The organism is Thalassococcus profundi (assembly GCF_003344785.1).
GTDB lineage: Bacteria > Pseudomonadota > Alphaproteobacteria > Rhodobacterales > Rhodobacteraceae > Puniceibacterium > Puniceibacterium profundi.
This window is the reverse complement of the sequence record NZ_QPMK01000003.1, coordinates 43,464-58,074: the sequence shown is the minus strand read 5'-3', so window position 1 is coordinate 58,074 and position 14,611 is coordinate 43,464. Positions and strand designations below refer to the sequence as shown.

15 protein-coding genes are annotated in these 14,611 nt (G+C 67.8%); 11 read left to right on the top strand and 4 right to left on the bottom strand.

Annotated features, from left to right (window positions below):
- The first annotated feature begins 10 nt into the window (after window positions 1-10).
- Both DU478_RS04580 and DU478_RS04575 read left to right on the top strand, forming a co-directional pair.
- Window positions 11-1,792: an aminopeptidase P family protein gene (locus DU478_RS04580; protein WP_114509775.1), complete on the top strand. Its 1,782-nt coding sequence runs from the start codon at window positions 11-13 to the stop codon at window positions 1,790-1,792.
- Between the two features lie 70 nt (window positions 1,793-1,862).
- Entirely contained in the window at window positions 1,863-2,207 is a 345-nt protein-coding gene (locus DU478_RS04575) for a DUF427 domain-containing protein (RefSeq protein ID WP_114509774.1), read from the top strand.
- 49 nt (window positions 2,208-2,256) lie between these two features.
- Here the strand turns inward: DU478_RS04575 and DU478_RS04570 are convergent, their stop codons facing one another.
- Window positions 2,257-3,348, bottom strand: a complete 1,092-nt coding sequence (locus tag DU478_RS04570; protein WP_114509773.1) for an anhydro-N-acetylmuramic acid kinase — start codon at window positions 3,346-3,348, stop codon at window positions 2,257-2,259.
- 147 nt (window positions 3,349-3,495) lie between these two features.
- Here DU478_RS04570 and tyrS point away from each other — a divergent pair, with 147 nt between their 5' ends.
- On the top strand, window positions 3,496-4,749 hold the full coding sequence (tyrS, locus tag DU478_RS04565) for a tyrosine--tRNA ligase (RefSeq protein WP_114509772.1): 1,254 nt from the start codon (window positions 3,496-3,498) through the stop codon (window positions 4,747-4,749).
- A gap of 153 nt (window positions 4,750-4,902) precedes the next feature.
- Window positions 4,903-5,784 carry a GNAT family N-acetyltransferase gene (locus tag DU478_RS04560; protein ID WP_114509771.1) on the top strand — a complete coding sequence of 294 codons (882 nt, stop codon included), beginning with the start codon at window positions 4,903-4,905 and terminating at the stop codon, window positions 5,782-5,784.
- 314 nt (window positions 5,785-6,098) lie between these two features.
- Here the strand turns inward: DU478_RS04560 and DU478_RS04555 are convergent, their stop codons facing one another.
- The gene (locus DU478_RS04555) at window positions 6,099-6,647 is read right to left on the bottom strand and encodes a peptidylprolyl isomerase (RefSeq protein WP_114509770.1); all 549 of its coding nucleotides are present in this window, start codon (window positions 6,645-6,647) and stop codon (window positions 6,099-6,101) included.
- The gene (locus DU478_RS04550; protein WP_114509769.1) at window positions 6,640-7,146 is read right to left on the bottom strand and encodes a peptidylprolyl isomerase; all 507 of its coding nucleotides are present in this window, start codon (window positions 7,144-7,146) and stop codon (window positions 6,640-6,642) included. Before DU478_RS04550 ends, DU478_RS04555 begins: the two co-directional genes overlap by 8 nt.
- Before the next feature lie 127 nt (window positions 7,147-7,273).
- On the opposite strand from DU478_RS04550, the gene DU478_RS04545 reads away from it, so the two are divergent.
- The 6 genes from DU478_RS04545 to DU478_RS04520 all read left to right on the top strand — a co-directional run bounded on the left by DU478_RS04545 (window position 7,274) and on the right by DU478_RS04520 (window position 13,148).
- Window positions 7,274-8,461, top strand: coding sequence for a phosphoglycerate kinase (locus DU478_RS04545; RefSeq protein WP_114509768.1), 1,188 nt, complete (start codon window positions 7,274-7,276; stop codon window positions 8,459-8,461).
- 186 nt (window positions 8,462-8,647) lie between these two features.
- Complete coding sequence (locus tag DU478_RS04540) at window positions 8,648-8,950, top strand: FtsB family cell division protein (protein ID WP_114509767.1); 303 nt, start codon at window positions 8,648-8,650, stop codon at window positions 8,948-8,950.
- Between the two features lie 137 nt (window positions 8,951-9,087).
- Entirely contained in the window at window positions 9,088-10,092 is a 1,005-nt protein-coding gene (gene pdhA, locus DU478_RS04535) for a pyruvate dehydrogenase (acetyl-transferring) E1 component subunit alpha (RefSeq protein WP_114509766.1), read from the top strand.
- Window positions 10,092-11,480: a pyruvate dehydrogenase complex E1 component subunit beta gene (locus DU478_RS04530; protein ID WP_114509765.1), complete on the top strand. Its 1,389-nt coding sequence runs from the start codon at window positions 10,092-10,094 to the stop codon at window positions 11,478-11,480. Before pdhA ends, DU478_RS04530 begins: the two co-directional genes overlap by 1 nt.
- Window positions 11,477-11,728 (top strand): hypothetical protein, encoded by a 252-nt coding sequence (locus DU478_RS04525; RefSeq protein WP_233501111.1) that lies wholly within the window; start codon window positions 11,477-11,479, stop codon window positions 11,726-11,728. The genes DU478_RS04530 and DU478_RS04525 overlap by 4 nt, the downstream gene beginning before the upstream one ends.
- 118 nt (window positions 11,729-11,846) lie before the next feature.
- On the top strand, window positions 11,847-13,148 hold the full coding sequence (locus tag DU478_RS04520; protein ID WP_114509764.1) for a pyruvate dehydrogenase complex dihydrolipoamide acetyltransferase: 1,302 nt from the start codon (window positions 11,847-11,849) through the stop codon (window positions 13,146-13,148).
- Window positions 13,149-13,253: 105 nt separating this feature from the next.
- On the opposite strand, the gene cysE is transcribed toward DU478_RS04520, so the two are convergent.
- Window positions 13,254-14,063, bottom strand: coding sequence for a serine O-acetyltransferase (cysE, locus tag DU478_RS04515; RefSeq protein ID WP_114509763.1), 810 nt, complete (start codon window positions 14,061-14,063; stop codon window positions 13,254-13,256).
- Between the two features lie 74 nt (window positions 14,064-14,137).
- On the opposite strand from cysE, the gene DU478_RS04510 reads away from it, so the two are divergent.
- Window positions 14,138-14,488 (top strand): TraR/DksA family transcriptional regulator, encoded by a 351-nt coding sequence (locus DU478_RS04510; RefSeq protein WP_325048087.1) that lies wholly within the window; start codon window positions 14,138-14,140, stop codon window positions 14,486-14,488.
- Window positions 14,489-14,611 lie beyond the last annotated feature (123 nt).

Genomic DNA, 14,611 nt, shown 5'->3' with positions numbered 1-14,611 from the left:
GAGAGGCGAGATGTTTCAGACTTTCGAGGACAGCGCATCGCCCGACCAGGGCCCGCCCCGGCTGGCGGCGCTGCGCGAGGCGCTGCGCGCCGAGGGGCTCGACGGTTTCGTCGTGCCGCGGGCCGATGCGCACCAGGGCGAATACGTGGCGCCCCATGACGACCGGCTGGCCTGGCTCACGGGCTTCACCGGGTCGGCGGGCCATTGCGTGGTGCTGCAGGACGTGGCGGGCGTGTTCGTCGACAGCCGCTACACCGTTCAGGTGCGCGCGCAGGTGGCGGATGTGTTCACGCCGGTGAACTGGCCCGAGACGCAGCTGGCGGACTGGATCGCCGAGCACCTGCCGGAGGGCGGGCGCGTCGGCTTCGATCCCTGGCTGCACACGGTGACGGGGCTGGAGAAGATGCAGGCGGCGCTGGAGGCGGTCGAACTGGTGCGCAGCGACAACCTGGTGGACCGGATCTGGTACGGTCAGCCCTCCCCGCCGATGGGACCGGTCTTTGGCCAGCCGGTCGATCTTGCGGGCGAGGCACATGGCGACAAGATCGCGCGGCTGGCCAAGGGGCTTAAGGCGGATGTGTCGGTGATCACCCTGCCCGACAGCCTTGCCTGGCTTCTGAATTTGCGCGGATCGGATGTGCCGCGCAACCCGGTGCCGCATGGCTTTGCGCTTCTGCACAAGGACGCGCGGGTGACGCTGTTCATGGCGGATGCCAAGCTGAAGGACCTGGGCGATCACCTGGGACCCTCGGTGACCGTGGCGCCACCGGAGCAATTTGCCGCGGCGCTGGAGGCGCTTTCGGGCACGGTTGCGATCGACCCGGACACGGCCCCTGTCGCGGTGGCCGATGCCCTGGCGCGCGGCGCGGCGGAGGTGCGGCATGCCACCGATCCCTGCCTGCTGCCCAAGGCCCGCAAGAACGCGGTGGAGATCGCCGGTGCGCGCGCCGCGCATCTGCGCGACGGGGCGGCGATGGTGCGGTTCCTGGCCTGGCTCGATGCGCAGCCGCCGGGATCCCTGACCGAGATTGACGTGGTCAAGGCGCTGGAAGCCGAGCGGCGCGCCACCAACGCCCTGCGCGACATCTCCTTCGAGACGATCAGCGGCGCCGGGCCGCATGGCGCCATCGTGCATTACCGGGTCACCGAAAAGACCGATGCGCGCGTCGAGGCCGGGCAGCTTCTGCTGGTGGATTCGGGCGGGCAGTATGTGGACGGCACCACCGACATCACCCGCACCATCGCCGTGGGCGAGGTTGGGCACGAGGAAAAGGACGCCTTCACCCGCGTTTTGAAGGGCATGATCGCCATCAGCCGCGCGCGCTGGCCCAAGGGGCTTGCGGGGCGCGACCTGGATGCGCTGGCGCGGGTGGCGCTCTGGGAGGCGGGGCTGGATTACGGCCACGGCACCGGCCATGGCGTCGGCAGCTACCTCAGCGTGCACGAGGGGCCTCAACGTCTGGCGCGCACCGGCACCGTACCGTTCGAGCCGGGGATGATCCTCAGCAACGAGCCGGGCTTTTACCGCGAGGGCGCTTATGGTATTCGCATCGAGAACCTGATCGTCGTGCAGCCCGCAGCACAGCAGACGGGCCAGACGGTCAAGGATCTGCTGGAATTCGAAACCCTGACCTACGTGCCCATCGACCGGCGGCTGATCCTGCCGGACCTGCTGACCGGGCCGGAGCGGGACTGGCTCGATGCCTATCACGCGAAGTGCCGCGCTCGGCTGGCGTCGCTGGTGGAGGGGGCGGCGCGCGACTGGCTGGAGCGGGCAACGGCGCCGCTCTGATCCGGTGCCGGAACGCAGATACATGCCTGTTACAGGGCCGACATAAGAACCGACAAAAGGGAGAGGGACCATGTCCGACCACATCAAGATACGCCCCGCAGAGGGCACCTGGACGGTCCGCGCCGGCGGCGCCGTGCTGGGCGAATCCAACGATGCGCTGGAATTGACCGAGGGCGACATGCCCTTCGTGATCTACTTTCCGCGCAAGGACATCGCCATGGCGCTGCTGGACAAGACCGACCACAGCACCGTCTGCCCGCACAAGGGCACCGCGACCTATTACAGCATCGCGTCGAAAAGCCGGACCTACGAAAACGCCGTCTGGTCCTACGAGGACCCGAAGGACGCGGTGGCCGAGATCAAGAACCACCTGGCTTTCCATGTGCAGGACGGGGTGACGGTCGAGCAGGTCTGAGGCTTCGGAGGGCCGTCGTGCGCGGCCCGTCGCATCCCGGGCAAGTAAGTCAGGGGCGGCTGATCTGGCCGCCGCCCACCGCGGCCCGCACACCGGTCGTCGACGGGCAGGAGGTCGGCAGGCCGCGCGCCGCACGCACCGCGAGGAAGGCGAAGGCCTGCGCTTCGAGCATGTCGCCGTCGAGGCCCACCGCCTCGACCGGCTCCACCGGGCAGTCGAGCCCCGCCGCCAGCATCGCCATCATCACCGGGTTGTGCCGGCCGCCGCCGGTCACCAGCAGACGTGCGGGCGGGCTTGGGCAATGTTCGATCCCGCGCATCACCGCCGCTGCCGCCATCGCCGTCATCGTCGCCGCCGCATCGGCGTCATCGAGTTCGCGCACGAGGTCCAGCATCAGGGAAAAGTCGTCCCGGTCCAGCGACTTGGGCGGCATCTTGAGGAAATACCCCTCGTCGAGGAAGAGCTCGAGCGCGCCGTCCACCACCTGCCCCGTCGCCGCCAGGGCACCGTCGCGGTCGCAATCGAGGCCGCGGCGCTCTGCCATCAGGTCGTTGAGCGGAGCGTTGGCCGGCCCGGTGTCGAAGGCCAGGAGCGCGCCCGGCTCTTCGGGCGCGGCATGGCGCGGGTCCACCCAGGTGAGGTTGCCCACCCCGCCGAGGTTCAGGAACGCCAGCGGTGCGTCGGCGCCGATCCACTTGGCGCAGGCGAAGTGATAGAACGGCGCCAGCGGCGCCCCCTCCCCGCCCAGCCGCACGTCGTTGCTGCGGAAATCCCAGACCACCGGCACCCCCAGCGCCTGCGCCAAAGCGTCGCCGTCGCCCAGCTGGTGCGTGCCGCGACCGTGCGGGTCATGCGCCAGCGTCTGACCGTGAAAGCCCATGAGTTCGGCCCCCTCATGGCCCGAGAGCGCCTCGATATGCGCGCTCTGGATCACCTCCAGCGCTGCCTCCAGCCCCGGCCCTGGCCAGCGCCCCAGAACGGCGCGCAACTCGGCGCGCTCGGCCTCGGAATAGGGGCGGTAGTCGGACGGGCCGAAGTCGGCGATGGTTTCTCCGTCGGTGCGCAGCATCGCCGTATCCACACCGTCGAGCGAGGTGCCCGACATCGCCCCCAGCGCCCAGATCGCCCCGCTGCCCAACATGGTCTTTTCCTTCGCCCGTCCGGTCACTATAGCTTTGCGCGACAGTAATGCGTTTCGACCGGGGGGTGAATCCCTCTTCGCAGCATCCGGCCACACTGGCCGCCCCGGTCCGAGTCGCCTCACGCACCACCCCGAAGGGAACCGACCATGACCTACCATCCCAAATCGGACTTCATGCGCGTCATGATGGAGCGCGGCTTTCTGGCCGACTGCACCGATTACCAGGGCCTCGACGAGGCGCTGTCGAAAGGCGTGGTCACCACCTACATCGGCTACGACGCCACGGCGAAATCGCTGCATGTGGGCCATCTGCTCAACATCATGATGCTGCGCTGGCTGCAGAAGACCGGCCACCAGCCGATCACCTTGATGGGCGGCGGCACCACCAAGGTGGGCGATCCGAGCTTTCGCGCGGACGAACGCCCGCTGCTGACGCCGGCGCAGATCGACGAGAACATCGACGGGATGAAGCAGGTCTTTGCCAAGTACCTGACCTACGGGACCGGGCCGACCGATGCCCTGATGCTCAACAATGCCGAGTGGCTCGACGGGCTCAACTACCTCGAGTTCCTGCGCGACATCGGGCGGCATTTCTCGGTCAACCGGATGCTGAGCTTCGAGTCGGTGAAATCGCGGCTCGACCGCGAACAGTCGCTGTCGTTTCTCGAGTTCAACTACATGATCCTTCAGGCCTACGATTTCCTCGAGTTGAACCGCCGCTACGGCTGTCTTTTGCAGATGGGCGGGTCGGATCAGTGGGGCAATATCGTCAACGGCATCGACCTCACGCGCCGGGTGCTGGACCACGAGATCTACGGCCTGACCTCGCCGCTGCTGACCACCTCGGACGGCCGCAAGATGGGCAAGTCGGCGGGCGGCGCCATGTGGCTCAATGCCGACATGCTGAGCCCGTATGAATTCTGGCAGTTCTGGCGCAATACCACCGATGCCGACGTGGGCCGGTTCCTGAAACTCTACACCGAATTGCCGGTCGAGGAATGTGACCGGCTGGGCGCGCTCGAAGGGTCCGAGATCAACGACGCGAAGATCCGGCTGGCCAACGAGGTGACGACACTCTGCCACGGCGCGGTCGCGGCGGCGGCGGCCGAGGCCACGGCGCGCGAGGTCTTCGAAAAGGGCGGCGTGGGCGACGACCTGCCGACGCTGGAACTGACCCCGGACGAGGTGTCGGACGGCATTTCAATCGTGCAGGTGCTGGTGCGCGCGGGGTTGGCGAAGTCGGGCAAGGAGGCCAAGCGCCTCATCGCCGAAAACGGCGCGCGCATCGACGATGCACCGCTCAGCGATGCGGGGCTGATGCTGGACGCGGGCACGCTGGCGGCGCCGGTCAAGCTCAGCGCCGGGAAAAAGCGCCACGCGCTGGTCAAGCTCGCGGGCTAAAGCAGAAGCTCGGCCAGCGAAAGCAGAACGAACGGCACCGACAGCACCGCCGCCAGCAGCAGGGCGGCGGCGCGGGTCGGGCGCGGCGGTGTGATGTTGCGGGGCATGGCACCTTTTAACCATACCTTAGCTTTTCATCCGGTTAATCCCGGCATGTCTGCCGCGTCCCCGCCCCCGCGTCCCCTGCCGCAATCGCCCGAATATGCGCGCCTGTTGCACCACTTGCGCGTCGAGGCACAGTGGCGCGATCTGCCCGGCGGCCGTTGCCTCGTGCAATCCCGCCGGTTCGGGCCATTGGGGCATGTGTCGCTGATTTCGCGCGGGCCGGTGACCGCGGCGCCGCAGGCGGCGCTCGACGGGCTGCGCGCCCTCGCCGCCACCTGCCCCGGCCCGCTGGTCGTGAACGCCCCGGCGCTTGACGCGGACGGGCTGCGCGATGCGGGCTTCTGGCCGCTGCTGACCCCCGCCACCGTGGGCCTGGTCCGCCTCGGCGCGCAACCGCAGATGCGCGCCCGCCTCAAGGCCAAGTGGCGCAACCGCCTTCGCCGGGCCGAAGCGGCCGGGCTGCAGGTGACCCTCCGCCCCCTGCCCGACCGGCATTGGCTGCTGGAGGCCGAGGCGCGGCAGCAGAAGGCCCGCCGATACCGCGGCGCGCCACCGGACCTCTGGACGGTCTACAACCGCGTCAATCCCGGCCAGGCGCTGGTTGTCGAGGCGCAGCGCGGGTCCGAGCCGCTGGCCGCGGGCCTGTTCCTGCTCCACAACACGACCGCCACCTACCAGATCAGCGTGACCCTGCCCGAGGGCCGCGCCGCCTCGGCGATGACGCTGATCCTGTGGCAGGCGATGACCGCGCTCGCGGCGCGCGGGATGCACTGGCTCGACCTCGGCACGCTCGACACGGTCCACGCCCCGGGCCTTGCGCATTTCAAGCTGGGCACGGGCGCGCAGGCGAAGACCTTGGGTGGCACCTGGCTGCACCTGCCCTGGCTCGCCCCGGTCGCACGCCGGCTGCCCACCGCGCTTTGCCACTGATACCGCTGCGGACGCTCCTTATGAATGTGGCGCGACACTTTTCGACTGTTGGGCCGGGAGGCCCGGACGCCCCAGGTCCGAAGCTGCGAAGCGCGCAAGTCCAAGGAAGACCCATGCCATCCAGGGCCGCAGAACGCATGCACATGCAATAGGGCGATGCGCCGCCTCCCATCTCCCCTTCATCTTGCCTCCCGCAAGTTTTGCTTTGCAAAACTCGCGGTAAAACCTCCGGGGAGCGCGAGGGGCTGGCCCCTCGCTTCTCCGGGGGGAAAATCGCCATCCACCGCGACCGGCCGGGACCGCGCGGCACGACGTCACTCGGTGACGGTCACCGTCTCCATGACGTCCGGCGCGCCGATCACGGCGCCGTTCCGGCCCTCGCCGCGCTTTATCGCGTCGAGCACATCAAGCCCCTCGGTCACTTCGCCGACGACCGTGTAGTCGCCGTTCAGGAACTCCCCGGGCGCGAACATGATGAAGAACTGCGAATTGGCCGAGTCGGGGTCCTGCGATCGGGCCATGCCGACCACGCCGCGTTCGAAGGACAGATCCGAGAACTCTGCCGGCAGGTCCGGCAGGTCCGATCCGCCGCGCCCGGCCATGCTCATGTCGCCGCCCGAGCGGCCGAATTCCACGTCGCCGGTCTGCGCCATGAAGCCGTCGATCACCCGGTGGAAGACGACACCGTCATAGGCGCCCTGCTCTGCCAGCGTGGTGATGCGCTCCACGTGCTGCGGGGCCACGTCCTCGAATAGGTCGATGGCGATGGTGCCGTTGGCCTCGCCCGCGACCTCGATCTCGATACCCGTGGCCAGCGCCGGGGTGGCGGCGACCAAGGCGGCTGCACAGACGAGATTACGCATCGGCGGCCACCTTGACCGAAATCATCCGGTCGGGCTTTGCGGGCGGTTCGCCCTTGGTAATGGCATCCACGTGCTCCATCCCGGAAATCACCCGGCCATAGACCGTGTATTGCCCGTTGAGGAAATGGTTGTCCTTGAAATTGATGAAGAACTGCGAATTGGCGGAATTCGGGTTCTGGCTGCGGGCGGCCCCCAGGGTGCCCCGATCGTGCGGCAGCTTGGAGAATTCCGCCGGCAGGTCGGGCAGCTCGGATCCGCCGGTGCCCGCCGCGCGCAGGTTGAAATCCTTTTCCATGTTGCCATTGGCCACGTCGCCGGTCTGCGCCATGAACCCGTCGATCACCCGGTGAAAGCAGACGTTGTCGTATAGACCGGCGCGCGCCAGGTCCTTCATGCGTTCGGAATGCTGCGGCGCCACTTCGGGCAGCAGTTCGATGACGACGGTGCCGCCGCTCAGTTCCATCAGGATGGTGTTCTCGGGGTCTTTGATATCGGCCATGTAATGCTCCTTGGCGTTGTCTGGACCTTAGGTAGAGGCCACCGCGGCGAATGCCAAGCCGTGCATTGACCTCTGCGCCGCGACCCGCCACACCTGTCCCGACCGCAGACAGACCCGGAGAGACGACATGGCCTGGAAAACGCTCGACCAGATGGACCTGAACGGCAAGCGTGTGCTGACCCGCGTCGACATCAACGTGCCGGTCGAGGATGGCCGCGTCACCGACGCCACCCGGATCGAGCGCATCGCGCCCACCGTGAAGGACATCCTCGACGCGGGCGGCATCCCGGTGCTGCTGGCGCATTTCGGGCGGCCCAAGGGTGAACGCAACCTCGACATGTCCCTGCGGCCGCTGGTGCCCACGCTCGAGTCGGTCTTCGGCACCTCCGTGGCCTTTGCCGCCGATTGCGTCGGCCCCGCCGCCGAAGCCGCCGCCGGTGCCCTGCATCCGGGCGAGGTGCTGCTGCTGGAAAACACCCGTTTCCACGCGGGCGAAGAAAAGAACGACGCGGAGCTGGCCCAAGCCATGGCCAGGCTCGGCGATGTCTACTGCAACGACGCCTTCTCCGCCGCCCACCGCGCCCATGCCTCGACCGAGGCGCTGGCGCGGCTGCTGCCGTCCTGTGCCGGACGGCTGATGCAGGCGGAGCTCTCGGCGCTCGAGGCCGCCCTCGGCAATCCCGACCGCCCGGTGCTGGCGGTGGTGGGCGGCGCCAAGGTGTCGACCAAGCTCGACCTGCTGTCGAACCTCGTCGAGAAGGTCGACATACTGGTGATCGGCGGCGGCATGGCCAACACCTTTCTCGCCGCACAGGGGCTCGACGTGGGCAAATCGCTCTGCGAACACGAGATGACCGGCACCGCGAAAGAGATCGCCGATAAGGCCGCTGCGGGCGGCTGCGAGATCCTGCTGCCCCGCGACGTGGTGGTGGCGCGCGAGTTCAAGGCCGGTGCGGCACACGAGGTGGTCAAGGCCGAGGACTGCCCGGCGGATGCGATGATCCTCGACGCCGGTCCCGATTCGGTTGCGCATGTGGCACAGGCGCTGGACCGCGCGAAGACGCTGATCTGGAACGGTCCGCTCGGCGCCTTCGAGATCGCGCCTTTCGACGCGGCCACCAACGCCGCGGCGGCCCATGCGGCGGACCTCAGCCGCGCCGGCGAGCTGGTGTCGGTCGCTGGCGGCGGCGACACGGTGGCGGCGTTGAACAAGGCCGGGGCGGCGGAGAGCTTTACCTATATCTCGACCGCCGGAGGGGCCTTCCTCGAGTGGATGGAAGGCAAGACGCTGCCGGGGGTCGCTGCCCTCGGCTGATCGCCGATTGCAGGCGCCGGGATGCGAGGGGCGCCGCCCCTCGCGCTCCCCGGAGTATTTCCGGGCAGATGATGCTGCGGCGGTGCAACGCTTTGCTACAAATTTCCGACCGAGGATTCCCCCCGGGTCGGAGCTGTGCAAATCTGACGCGCAGGCCCCGACAGAGGCGCCGCAACGAGGCAGAGCATGACCCACCGACGCACCCGCCCGCCCTATGGCGCGCTGTTCTTCTTCGCCATCTGCTTCATGCTGGCGAGTTATTTCACCTTTGCCGCCGTGCAGGGCGATTATGGCGTCTTCCGCCGCGCCGAGATCTCGGTCGAGGCCAAGGATCTGCGGGCCGAGCTCGACGGACTCAACGCCGAGGTCGCGCGGATGGAGAACCTGACGCGGCGGCTGTCGGACGATTACCTCGACCTCGACCTGCTGGACCAGCAGGCCCGCGACGTGCTGGGCCTCATCCGGTCGGACGAGATCGTGGTGCGCTGAACGCCACGCCGCTGCCGCCGACCCCGGTCCGGCTGCGCACCGCCGATCACCGACTTTTGCCGCTTTGACAGGACCGCCGCGCGCGCCTAGGCTGATCGACACGGTTTAACGGTAAACGACCCCCGGGGAGGAGCGGCATGGCGGCCCGCAAGAGCACTTCGAAACCCGATGCCACAGCGGAGGAACTGACCGGCTACTACCGCGACATGCTGCTGATCCGGCGGTTCGAGGAAAAGGCCGGCCAGCTTTACGGGATGGGCCTCATCGGCGGGTTCTGTCACCTCTACATCGGCCAGGAGGCTGTCGTCGTCGGCCTCGAAGCGGCGGCGAAGGACGGCGACAAGCGCGTCACCTCATATCGTGACCACGGCCACATGCTGGCCTGCGGCATGGACCCGAACGGCGTGATGGCCGAACTGACGGGCCGCGCCGGGGGCTATTCCAAGGGCAAGGGCGGGTCGATGCACATGTTCTCGAAGGAAAAGGACTTCTACGGCGGCCACGGCATCGTCGGCGCGCAGGTGCCGATCGGCGCGGGCCTCGCCTTTGCCGACAAGTACAGGGGCACCGACAATGTCACCTTCACCTATTTCGGCGACGGCGCGGCGAACCAGGGCCAGGTCGCCGAGACCTACAACATGGCCGAGCTTTGGGACCTGCCGGTGATTTTCGTCATTGAGAACAACCAGTACGCCATGGGCACCAGCGTCAGCCGGTCCACCAAGAGCCCGGATTTCTGGGAACGCGGCGCCGCCTACGGCATCCAGGGCGAGGCGGTCGACGGCATGGACGTGCTGGCGGTGCGCGATGCCGGGCGAAAGGCCGTGAAGCACTGCCGGTCCGGCAAGGGTCCGTATATCCTCGAAATCAAGACCTACCGCTACCGCGGTCATTCCATGTCCGACCCTGCCAAGTACCGCACCCGCGAAGAGGTGCAGAAGATGCGCGAGGAACGCGACTGCATCGACCACGTCCGCAACCTGCTGCTCGAGGGCAAGCACGCGACCGAGGACGACCTCAAGGCCATCGACAAGGAGATCAAGGCCATCGTCAACGCCGCCGCCGAGTTTGCCCGCGAAAGCCCGGAACCGGATCTGGACGAGCTCTGGACCGATATCTATGCGACCGGGGAGGCGTCCTGATGGCAACCGAAATCCTCATGCCCGCCCTGTCCCCCACGATGGAGGACGGCACTCTGGCCCGCTGGCTGGTCAAGGAAGGCGACACCGTCAGCGCCGGCGACATCCTGGCGGAAATCGAGACCGACAAGGCGACGATGGAGTTTGAGGCGGTGGACGAAGGCACCATCGGCAAGCTGCTGGTGGCCGAGGGCGCGCAGGCGGTGAAGGTCAACACGCCCATCGCCCTGCTGCTGGAGGAGGGCGAAGACGCCGAAAACGCGACCGTCGACACCGCGCAGTCGCAGCAGCCCGCGCCGGCGGACAAGACCCTGACCTCGGAAAGCCAGCCCGCCGTCGGCAAGGACCACCCCTCGCCCGCGAAGGTCGCTGCCGCCACGCCCGAACCGGACTGGCCGCAGGGCACCAAGGTGAAGAAACAGACCGTGCGCGAGGCGCTGCGCGACGCCATGGCCGAAGAGATGCGCCGCGACGACACGGTATTCCTCATGGGCGAGGAGGTCGCCGAGTACCAGGGCGCCTACAAGATCAGCCAGGGCCTGCTTGAAGAGTTCAAATCGAAGCGCGTCATCGACACGCCGATCACCGAACACGGCTTTGCAGGGCTGGCGGTCGGCGCCGCCTTCGGCGGGCTGCGGCCCATCGTCGAGTTCATGACCTTCAACTTCGCCATGCAGGCGATGGACCAGATCGTCAATTCCGCGGCCAAGACGCTTTACATGTCCGGCGGCCAGATGGGCGCGCCCATGGTCTTTCGCGGCCCCAATGGCGCCGCTGCCCGGGTCGCCGCGCAGCACAGCCAGGATTACGCCGCGTGGTATGCGCAGATCCCCGGGCTCAAGGTGGCGATGCCCTATTCCGCCTCCGACGCCAAGGGTCTTCTCAAGACCGCGATCCGCGATTCCAACCCGGTGATCTTTCTCGAGAACGAGATCCTCTATGGCCGGTCCTTCGAGGTGCCGGTGCTCGAGGATTTCACCGTGCCCTTTGGCAAGGCGCGGATCTGGCGCGAGGGGTCGGACGTGACCATCGTCAGCTTCGGCATCGGCATGACCTACGCGCTGGAGGCCGCCGAAAAACTGGCACAGGAGGGGATCGAGGCCGAGGTCGTGGACCTGCGCACCCTGCGCCCGATGGATACCGAAACGGTGATCGCCTCCGTGCAGAAGACCAACCGCTGCGTCACCGTCGAAGAGGGCTGGCCGGTGGGCAGCATCGGCAACCACCTCTCGGCGGTGCTGATGACCGAGGCCTTCGATTACCTCGATGCGCCGGTGCTCAACTGCGCCGGCAAGGACGTGCCCATGCCCTATGCCGCCAACCTCGAGAAACACGCGCTGGTCACCACCGAAGAGGTGATCGCCGCCTGCAAGAAGGTCTGCTACCGGTGAAGCTCGACGTACAGGGACGTGACGTGGTCCAGGGCGCCTACCGGATTGAGACCGACGCGGGCCGCGTGCTGGTGCCCGAATGCCTGATGGAGGGCCTGCGCCCCGGCGAACGTCCGTCGCACCAGGAAGCCTACGAATGGATCGCCGCCCACAGCCGCCAGATTTGCCGCGCCATCGAAACCCTGACGGCCGGTCGACCCCCGCGACCGCCCTATGACCTCATCACCCTGCTTCATCTTGCCGAATAAACCTCCGGGGGTCCGGGGGCTGGCCCCCGGTTGAACAGTGCGTCCGGGGCCGGTCCCGGATGTTCCGGCCTCCGGAGGCTGACGCCCCGGCCCGTCGAAGATCACAAGGACCAGACAGATGCCGACCCAGATCCTGATGCCCGCCCTCTCTCCGACGATGGAAGACGGCACGCTCGCCAAATGGCTGGTGAAAGAAGGCGATACGGTCCAGGCCGGCGATATCCTCGCCGAGATCGAGACCGACAAGGCGACGATGGAATTCGAAGCGGTGGACGAAGGCACGATCGCCACGCTGCTGGTGGCCGAGGGCACCGGCGGGGTGAAGGTCAACACCCCCATCGCCGTGCTGCTGGAGGACGGCGAAAGCGCGGACGAGACAACGACGGACATCCCGCCCGCCGCAGCCTCCGCCGCCGCCACGCCTGCCCCCGCCGAACCGACGCCCGCAAGCCCTACATCGAAAGACACGCCTTCCGCGCCGCCCGCCCCTCACAAGGACGGCGACCGGATCTTCGCCTCGCCGCTCGCCCGCCGGATCGCCGCGCAGAAGGGCATCGACCTCGCGCAGATCGCCGGCTCGGGCCCGCGCGGCCGCATCGTCAAGGCCGACCTCGACGGCGCCGCTCCGACGACGCCCGCCCGGGCGGAGGAGGCCGCGGCCCCCGCCGCGGCGGCCCCGAAACCCGCCCCCGTGTCCGCCAGCCAAGTCGCCGCCGCGTACGAGGGCCGGCCTTACGAAGAGGTCCCGCTCGACGGCATGCGCCGCACCGTGGCCGCGCGTCTCACAGAGGCCAAGCAGACCATCCCGCATTTCTACCTGCGGCGGTCGGTGCGGCTCGACGCCCTGCTGGACCTGCGGACCCGCCTCAACGCGCAGCTTGAAACGCGCGACGTGAAGCTCTCGGTCAACGATTTCATCATCAAGGCCTGCGCCCTGGCGCTGCAGGAGGTGCCCGACGCCAACGCGGTCTGGGCCGGCGACCGCATCCTGCGGCTGGCGCCCTCGGACGTGGCCGTCGCCGTGGCGGTGGATGGCGGCCTCTTCACCCCCGTGCTGCGCGATGCCGAGGCCAAGACCCTCTCGGCGCTTTCCACCGAGATGAAGGACCTCGCCACCCGCGCCCGCAGCCGCAAGCTTTCACCCGCAGAGTATCAGGGCGGCAGCTTTGCCATCTCCAACCTCGGCATGATGGGAATCGAAAGTTTCGACGCGGTGATCAACCCGCCGCATGGCGCAATCCTCGCAGTTGGCGCCGGGATCAGGATGCCCGTGGTGCAAAAGGACGACAGCCTCGGCGTCGCCACGGTGATGTCCCTGACGCTGAGCGTCGATCACCGCGTCATCGACGGCGCGCTCGGGGCCGAACTTCTGGCCGCCATCGTCGCACATCTGGAAAATCCGCTGGCCATGCTTGCCTGAACCGCGTCGGCCTGCACGCGCCAGCATCCCTGCATCTTCGGTTTGAAAATMCCCTCGGGGGTGTGGGGGCAGAGCCCCCACGCGCGCCATGAGGCACGCCCGGTCTCAGGTGCCGCCGCGGATGAGGTGATCCATGCTGATCGACGGCTGCGCGCAGCCCGCTTCTCCGACGATGCGCGCGGGCACACCCGCCACGGTCTTGCAGGGCGGCACCTCTTCCAGCACCACCGACCCGGCGGCCACCCGACTGCAATTGCCGACGCGGATATTGCCCAGCACCTTGGCGCCCGCTCCGATCAGTACCCCGTCGCCGATCTTGGGATGCCGGTCCTCTTCTTCCTTGCCGGTCCCGCCCAGGGTCACCGAATGCAGCATCGACACGTTGTCGCCCACCACCGCGGTTTCGCCGATGACGATCGAATGCGCATGGTCGATCATGATGCCGCGCCCGATCCGCGCCGCCGGGTGGATGTCGACGCCGAACACCTCGGAGCAACGCATCTGGAACAGATACGCCAGATCGCGCCGCCCCTCGCGCCAGAGCCAGTTGGCGATGCGGTAGCACTGCACCGCCTGGAAGCCTTTGAAGAACATCAGCGGCTGCAGGAACCGGTGGCAGGCGGGATCGCGCTCGTAGACGGCGACGATATCGGCCCGCGCCGCCATGGCCAGTTCTGGATCGGCGGCATAGGCCTCGTCGCAGATCTCGCGCAGGATCTGCTCGGACATCTCGCCCGAGGCGAGCTTGAGCGAGATCCGATAGGCCAGCGCGCCTTCTATGGTGGGATGGTGCAGGACCGAATAATGCACGAGCCCGCCCAGCAGCGGTTCCTCGACCACCGCCTCCTCGGCCTCGCGCATGATGCGGGCCCAGACCGGGTCCAGTTCTGCGACTTTCGCGCGTGTCTTCGCCATGGCGCCTCTCCTTTGACAGCCGGAGTTTAGCAGATAGGCTCCAGAGGTGAAAACGCAAACCTTTGATGGGGTCCATGTCGGATTTCGATGACAAGACGCTGGCCGGGTTCCGGGCCCTGATCGCCGGGAAACTTCGGGACCTTGACGGCGAAGACGCGCGCGGCCGCGACGGCCAGGCGGTGGTGACGCTCGATCAACAATCCGTGGGACGGCTCAGCCGCATGGACGCCCTGCAAAGCCAGGCCATGGCCAAGGCCGGACAGGCCCGCCGCGACGGTCAGCGACGGGCGCTGATCGCGGCCCTGGACCGGATCGGCACGGGCGACTACGGCTATTGCGACGACTGCGGTGAGATCATCGCCCCGGCCCGCCTGAGACTCGACCCGACCGCCACACGCTGCATCGACTGCGCCTCGGGCCACTAGCCGTCATGAGACATCCGCACTCAGGAGTCGCCATCGTGGCGCCCCGGACTCTTCGCCCCTGCGCCCGCGCCGCTCCAAAGCCCCGCGCTGCCCTCACGCCCCTTCTTCGGTTCAAAATAACCC

Bases quoted from the DNA above. Each gene is read 5' to 3' on its own strand.
- DU478_RS04570 (WP_114509773.1), bottom strand. From the start codon at position 3,348: ATGTTGGGCAGCGGGGCGATCTGGGCGCTGGGGGCGATGTCGGGCACC.
- DU478_RS04580 (WP_114509775.1), top strand. From the start codon at position 11: ATGTTTCAGACTTTCGAGGACAGCGCATCGCCCGACCAGGGCCCGCCC.
- DU478_RS04545 (WP_114509768.1), top strand. From the start codon at position 7,274: ATGGCCTGGAAAACGCTCGACCAGATGGACCTGAACGGCAAGCGTGTG.
- DU478_RS04560 (WP_114509771.1), top strand. From the start codon at position 4,903: ATGTCTGCCGCGTCCCCGCCCCCGCGTCCCCTGCCGCAATCGCCCGAA.
- tyrS (WP_114509772.1), top strand. From the start codon at position 3,496: ATGACCTACCATCCCAAATCGGACTTCATGCGCGTCATGATGGAGCGC.
- DU478_RS04550 (WP_114509769.1), bottom strand. From the start codon at position 7,146: ATGGCCGATATCAAAGACCCCGAGAACACCATCCTGATGGAACTGAGC.
- DU478_RS04510 (WP_325048087.1), top strand. From the start codon at position 14,138: ATGTCGGATTTCGATGACAAGACGCTGGCCGGGTTCCGGGCCCTGATC.
- DU478_RS04555 (WP_114509770.1), bottom strand. From the start codon at position 6,647: ATGCGTAATCTCGTCTGTGCAGCCGCCTTGGTCGCCGCCACCCCGGCG.
- DU478_RS04540 (WP_114509767.1), top strand. From the start codon at position 8,648: ATGACCCACCGACGCACCCGCCCGCCCTATGGCGCGCTGTTCTTCTTC.
- cysE (WP_114509763.1), bottom strand. From the start codon at position 14,063: ATGGCGAAGACACGCGCGAAAGTCGCAGAACTGGACCCGGTCTGGGCC.
- DU478_RS04520 (WP_114509764.1), top strand. From the start codon at position 11,847: ATGCCGACCCAGATCCTGATGCCCGCCCTCTCTCCGACGATGGAAGAC.
- pdhA (WP_114509766.1), top strand. From the start codon at position 9,088: ATGGCGGCCCGCAAGAGCACTTCGAAACCCGATGCCACAGCGGAGGAA.
- DU478_RS04530 (WP_114509765.1), top strand. From the start codon at position 10,092: ATGGCAACCGAAATCCTCATGCCCGCCCTGTCCCCCACGATGGAGGAC.
- DU478_RS04575 (WP_114509774.1), top strand. From the start codon at position 1,863: ATGTCCGACCACATCAAGATACGCCCCGCAGAGGGCACCTGGACGGTC.